6 protein-coding genes and 1 pseudogene are annotated in these 4,762 nt (G+C 75.3%); 1 reads left to right on the top strand and 6 read right to left on the bottom strand.

Translation table 11 applies throughout. The features are described from left to right. Nucleotides 1-429: GNAT family N-acetyltransferase (locus KBX39_RS23525; RefSeq protein WP_210872538.1), on the bottom strand; the 429-nt coding region annotated here is incomplete at its 3' end. A gap of 55 nt (nucleotides 430-484) precedes the next feature. On the opposite strand from KBX39_RS23525, the gene KBX39_RS23520 reads away from it, so the two are divergent. Further along, nucleotides 485-1,006 (top strand): DUF1990 family protein, encoded by a 522-nt coding sequence (locus tag KBX39_RS23520; protein ID WP_043325624.1) that lies wholly within the window; start codon nucleotides 485-487, stop codon nucleotides 1,004-1,006. 4 nt (nucleotides 1,007-1,010) lie between these two features. Here KBX39_RS23520 and KBX39_RS23515 read toward each other — a convergent pair whose 3' ends face one another. The 5 genes and pseudogenes from KBX39_RS23515 to KBX39_RS23495 form a co-directional block, all read right to left on the bottom strand. Beyond that, nucleotides 1,011-1,925: a DNA-3-methyladenine glycosylase gene (locus tag KBX39_RS23515; RefSeq protein WP_210872536.1), complete on the bottom strand. Its 915-nt coding sequence runs from the start codon at nucleotides 1,923-1,925 to the stop codon at nucleotides 1,011-1,013. A gap of 147 nt (nucleotides 1,926-2,072) precedes the next feature. Further along, the gene (locus KBX39_RS23510) at nucleotides 2,073-2,732 is read right to left on the bottom strand and encodes a hypothetical protein (protein ID WP_064447175.1); all 660 of its coding nucleotides are present in this window, start codon (nucleotides 2,730-2,732) and stop codon (nucleotides 2,073-2,075) included. A gap of 205 nt (nucleotides 2,733-2,937) precedes the next feature. Further along, entirely contained in the window at nucleotides 2,938-3,720 is a 783-nt protein-coding gene (locus KBX39_RS23505; RefSeq protein ID WP_030503037.1) for an anti-sigma factor, read from the bottom strand. Next, nucleotides 3,717-4,415 carry a sigma-70 family RNA polymerase sigma factor gene (locus KBX39_RS23500; protein ID WP_030503038.1) on the bottom strand — a complete coding sequence of 233 codons (699 nt, stop codon included), beginning with the start codon at nucleotides 4,413-4,415 and terminating at the stop codon, nucleotides 3,717-3,719. The genes KBX39_RS23505 and KBX39_RS23500 overlap by 4 nt, the downstream gene beginning before the upstream one ends. Nucleotides 4,416-4,497: 82 nt before the next feature. After that, nucleotides 4,498-4,762, bottom strand: a pseudogene (locus tag KBX39_RS23495) (spermine synthase); the annotation flags it as partial.

Here is a 4,762-nt window from a genome sequence, read left to right as displayed (position 1 = left end):
CTCGTCCGGCCGGTGCGCCACCACCCGGTAGCCGCGCCGCGCGTACAGGGCCAGGTTCGCCGCGCTGTCCGCGCCGGTGAACAGCGCGAACCGGGTCACCCGGCCCGCGCAGGCCTGCTCGACCGCGTCCAGCAGCCGTCCGCCGACGCCCCGGCCCTGCTGGTCCGGCGCGACCGAGAGGCGGCCCACGTGGGCGGTGTCGCCGTCGACGCGGGCGCGTACCGAGCCGACCAGGCGGGGGCCGCGCCGCGCGGCGAGCACCACGTCCGGGCCGGCCAGCGCCGCCCGGACCTCGTCCAGTGTCTCGGTCAGCGGGGGCAGGAACACGTCCCGGTAGCGCTGCGCCTCCACCAGGTACGCGGCGCGCTGCACGGTGAGGATCTCACCGGCGTCTGCGACGTCGGCGGGGGCGATGGTCACGTCGGTCACCGGCTCAGCTCACCACAGCGCTCAGAAGCGGCCGTACGCTGGCGGGGGTGTTCCCATCAGCGTGGAGGTGACCGGCGTGCCCGAGCTGACGTACCCGGAGGTGGGCGCGACCCGCGACGGCGGCCTGCCGGCCGGCTACCACCACCTGCGCCACCGGGTCCGGCTGCCGGACGGCGGCTTCCCGGTCGCGGCGGACGCGCTGCTGGGCTGGCGGCTGCACCGCGCCGCGGGCGTGGTGATGCGCGCGGACGCGCCGCGCGCGGCGCCCGGGGTACGTGTCACGCCGGGACTGGGCGTCGGCCCGGTGCGGCTGTGGGGCCCGACCGAGGTGGTCTGGGTGGTGGACGAGCCGGACCGGGCCGGGTTCGGCTACGGCACGCTGCCCGGGCACCCGGAGGTCGGTGAGGAGGCGTTCCTGGTCACCCGGGGCGCCGACGGCGTCTGGTTCGAGGTGACCGCGTTCAGCCGCCCCGCCCACTGGTACGTGCGGGCCGGCGGGCCGGTCGTGCTGGGCTTCCAGCGGGCGTACGCCTGGTGGCTGGGCCGGACGCTGCGGCGGCTGTGCCGGCGGCGCTGAGCGGTCAGTAGCGGGCGAACGAGCGGATCGGGGCGCGCGGGCCGTACTTCGGCGCCTGGATCCCGGCCGCCTCCAGCAGCACGCAGACCCGGCCCCGGTGCCCCTGAAACGGCGCCAGCAGCGCCAGCATCCGGGCGTCGTCGCCGCGCGGCTCACCGGCCAGCGCCCAGGCCACCGTGTTCGGCACGTGGTAGTCGCCGACGCTGACCGCGTCCGGGTCGCCGTACGCGATGCGCACCACCTCGGCGGCGGTCCACGGCCCGATGCCGGGGATCGCGGTGAGCCGCCGGGTGGCCTCGGCCGAGTCGGCGCAGCGTTCCAGCCGGTCCGCGACGGCCGCCGCGCGGCGCAGCGTGTCGGCGCGTCGCTGTTCCACGCCGAACGGGTGGAACACCCAGTACGGCGTGGCCGCCACCGCGGCCGGCTCCGGCGGCAGCAGCAGTGGTTGCAGCGGACCCGGGGCGGGTTCGCGGAAGTGCCGCACGGTGGCGGCGTACGCCCGGTACGCCTCCTTGCCGGTGACCTTCTGCTCGAAGACGGCCCGCAGCAGCCGGGGGAAGATCTGGCCGGTGGCGGGCATCCGCAGCCCGTGGTGCGTGTGGGCGAGGCGGGCCACCAGCGGGTGCGCGGCGGCGAGCGCGGCGAACCCGGTCAGGTCGTCGCGCAGTCCGGCGATCCGGTCGGCCCGCTCGACCACCCAGCCGGCGCCGGGGCCGTACCCCTCGGCGGTCAGCTCGCCGGCCTCCGGGCGCAGCGCCAGCGTGGCCGGTCCGTCCGGGGTGCGGGTGGCCCACCAGAACGTGCCGGCGGCGGTCCGCGCGCACGGGTCGTACGGGCTGAACGTGAGCGCCCGCACCGACGCGGCCAGCCGGTAGCCGGCCGGGGGGCGCAGCGTGCGGCGGGCGGCGGGCGAGGTCACCCGGCCACTCTGCCACGCGTCCCGGCGGTGACGCCGGACACGCCGAGCCGGGAGGCGGGGCGATGCCGGTGCGCCCCGCCTCCCGGGTTCCCGACGATGACCGGCCGCGCCCTCCCCGGCGGCGACCGGTCACCGTGACCTGGTGCGTCAGTACGAGTAGTCCGACCCGCCGCCGGAGCTGTTCGAGCTGCCCGCGGCGGGCGGCGCGACCGGCTTGGGCGTGCCGGTGGGCAGGCAGGTCAGGTTCTTCTTGCCGTTCGGGTCGACCACGAACCAGGTGCCGCCGACGCCCTGGCCCTTCCACTGGCCCGGCTTCTTGTCGCCGATGTAGCGGTAGACCGGCCAGCCGCCGATGGTGAGCTGCCGGGTGCCGTCCTGGCGGGTGATGGTGCCGACCTTGTCGTCGGAGACGCCACGCAGCTTCGGGTTGCCGTCGGTGAGCGACGGCGGCCAGACTTCGGCGCACTTGTCCACGCAGTTGGACTGCGGCGGGTCGTCGGAGTCCTTGTCGAACCGGTACAGCACCCAGCCGTCCTGGTCGGTGACGACGCGGCCCATCCGGGGCAGCTTCTTGCCGACCAGCTCGTCGGTGATCTTCACGTTGGCCGGGGGCGCCTTGTCCGCGACCGGCTCCTCCTCGGGAGCCGCCGACGCCTCCGGTTCGGCCGCCGCGGTGGGTTCGGCCGCGGCGACGGCGACCGGCTCGGCCGCGCTCGAGTTCGCCCCGTTGTAGCCTGCGGGGGCGCAGGCCGTAAGTGCGACCATCGCGCTCGCGACGATGACGGTCGTCCGCTTGTGGTGTGCCACGTGCCCTCCTCGTTCTTGGCAGTTCGCCGAGTAGTACGGGCGCGGCACTGTCAAGGTTGAAGTCGAAACGGTGGCACATTTCACAGTGGACTGATTGAACCGACAGCCGTTCTGGCGCGTGCGTCAGCACGAGGGGGTCTGCCGGCCCGGACACGACAAGACGGCGCCGGGCGGTCCAGCCGCCCGGCGCCGTCGTCGTACCGGATCAGATGTCGTCCACCGTCACCAGCGGACTCGCCACCCCGTTCGCGTCCACCGACTGCACCTGAAGCTTGTCGATGTCGCGCACCGGGGCGGAGGTGGACGCGGTCAGCTCCAGCGGAAGCTGGTTCTGGTTCGTGCCGTACCCGCCGGCCGGCACCGACCAGGTGGAGATGACCTCGCTCGTGGCGTTCTTGCGCACCACCACCAGCCGGCAGACACGCGGCCCGGGCAGGCGGCTCAGCTGCACCGAGATCTGCGTGCCGTACTCCTTGCGCGCCAGCCACATCGTGGTCTGCACGCCGGTGCCCGCGTCGGTGGCGTTGTGCTGGTCGCCCTCGATCGGCTTCTCCCCGCCGACGCCCGGGTCGTTCGGGTTGCCCGGCTCGCCGCTCGGCGCCGCGGTCGGCGCGGTCTGCGTCGGCCCGGCCTGCGGCGTCGGCCCCGGCTCGTCGCCGAGCATCCCGGCGGCGACCCCGCTCAGGCCGCCGAACACCACCACTGCCGCCGCTGTCGCCAGCAACTGCCGCACCCGGGTACGACGGCGGTCCCGCCGCACCGCCACCAGCGTCCGGTCCAGCAGCGCCGGATCGGTGTGCGTCTGCTCCAGCGCGGCCATCGCCTCGCCGTCGATGCCGGAGAGCAGCCCCACCACCGGGACCATCGTCTCCAGTTCCGCCGCGCAGGCCCAGCAGGTGGCCAGGTGCTCCTCGAACCGCTCCGCGTCCTCCGCGTCCAGCACGCCGAGCGCGTACGCGGCGACGTCCATGTGATCGGCCCGGCTCATTCGGTCACCCCCCTCTCCTGCAGAGCCGTGCGCAGCGCGCGCAGCGCGTAGTAGACCCGCGACTTGGCGGTGCCGAGCGGAAGCCCCAGCTCCTCGGCCGCCTCCGGCACGGTGCGCCCCCGGAAGTACGTCGCCACCAGGATCTCCCGGTGCGACTGGCTCAGCGTACGCAGCGCGTCCGCCACCGTCATCGTGCGCAGGACCCGGTCGGTGCTGTCCGCCTCGGCGAACGCGGTCAGATCCCGGTCGTACGTCTCCGGCGGGCGGGCCTGCTCGCTGCGGTGCTCGTCGATGGCGATCCGCCGGGCCACCGTGACCAGCCAGGGACGCAACGAGCCCTGGCCCTGCACGCCGAGCCGGTGCGCGTTGCGCCAGGCCCGCAGCAGCGTCTCCTGCACGATGTCCTCGGCGCGCTGCCGGTCCCCGCCGGTCAGCCGCATCACGAACATCAGCAGCGGGCCGGCGTGCTCGGCGTACAGCAGGCGGATCAGCTGGTCGGAGTGGCTGGCCTCGGCGGAGGTCGCCTGGTGGCGTCCGGGAGCGGGTCGCGGCGGCACCGGGTCATTCTGGCGATCGGCGGGCCGGGCGTCGACCCCCCGGCGGGAACGCGAGGCGCGCGAGTGTGGTTGTGCCCGGGCGAACATCCACTCGGGCCGCGCCACTTCGCCGTGCCAGCCGGCCGCCACCGCATGCATGCAGACCTCCGCTGTCCAATGACATCAGCCGGCCCCCCACGGGCATGGCCGCCCGGTGATACGCAGCCACCAGTCGATCGGATCAACGTTTGACGGAAAAAATTCCGGGCGGCGGGGGAGTGGAGTCGACGGCGCCCGCGTCGTGGACCACCGCCGCGCCGCCGGTGAAGCGGTCCAGCTCCGCGCCGGCCACCACCCGGCCGGGGAACCAGTCGCCGGCCGCCCGCCGGGCCACCACCGGCACCCGCGGCTCCCCCCGGGACGCCACCAGCACCAGGTTGCCGTACCGGCGGCCGCGCAGCACCGCCGCGGCGCCGCCCCCGCCGGCCCGGGGCCGCACGGTCCCC

The sequence above is a fragment of the Micromonospora sp. D75 genome (genome assembly GCF_018070405.1).
Taxonomy (GTDB): Bacteria; Actinomycetota; Actinomycetes; order Mycobacteriales; family Micromonosporaceae; genus Micromonospora; species Micromonospora chalcea.
This window is presented reverse-complemented; position numbering and strand designations above follow the sequence as displayed.

Excerpts from the sequence above, each read along its gene's own strand:
- KBX39_RS23505 (WP_030503037.1), bottom strand. The coding sequence starts at position 3,720 with ATGAGCCGGGCCGATCACATGGACGTCGCCGCGTACGCGCTCGGCGTG.
- KBX39_RS23500 (WP_030503038.1), bottom strand. The coding sequence starts at position 4,415 with ATGCATGCGGTGGCGGCCGGCTGGCACGGCGAAGTGGCGCGGCCCGAG.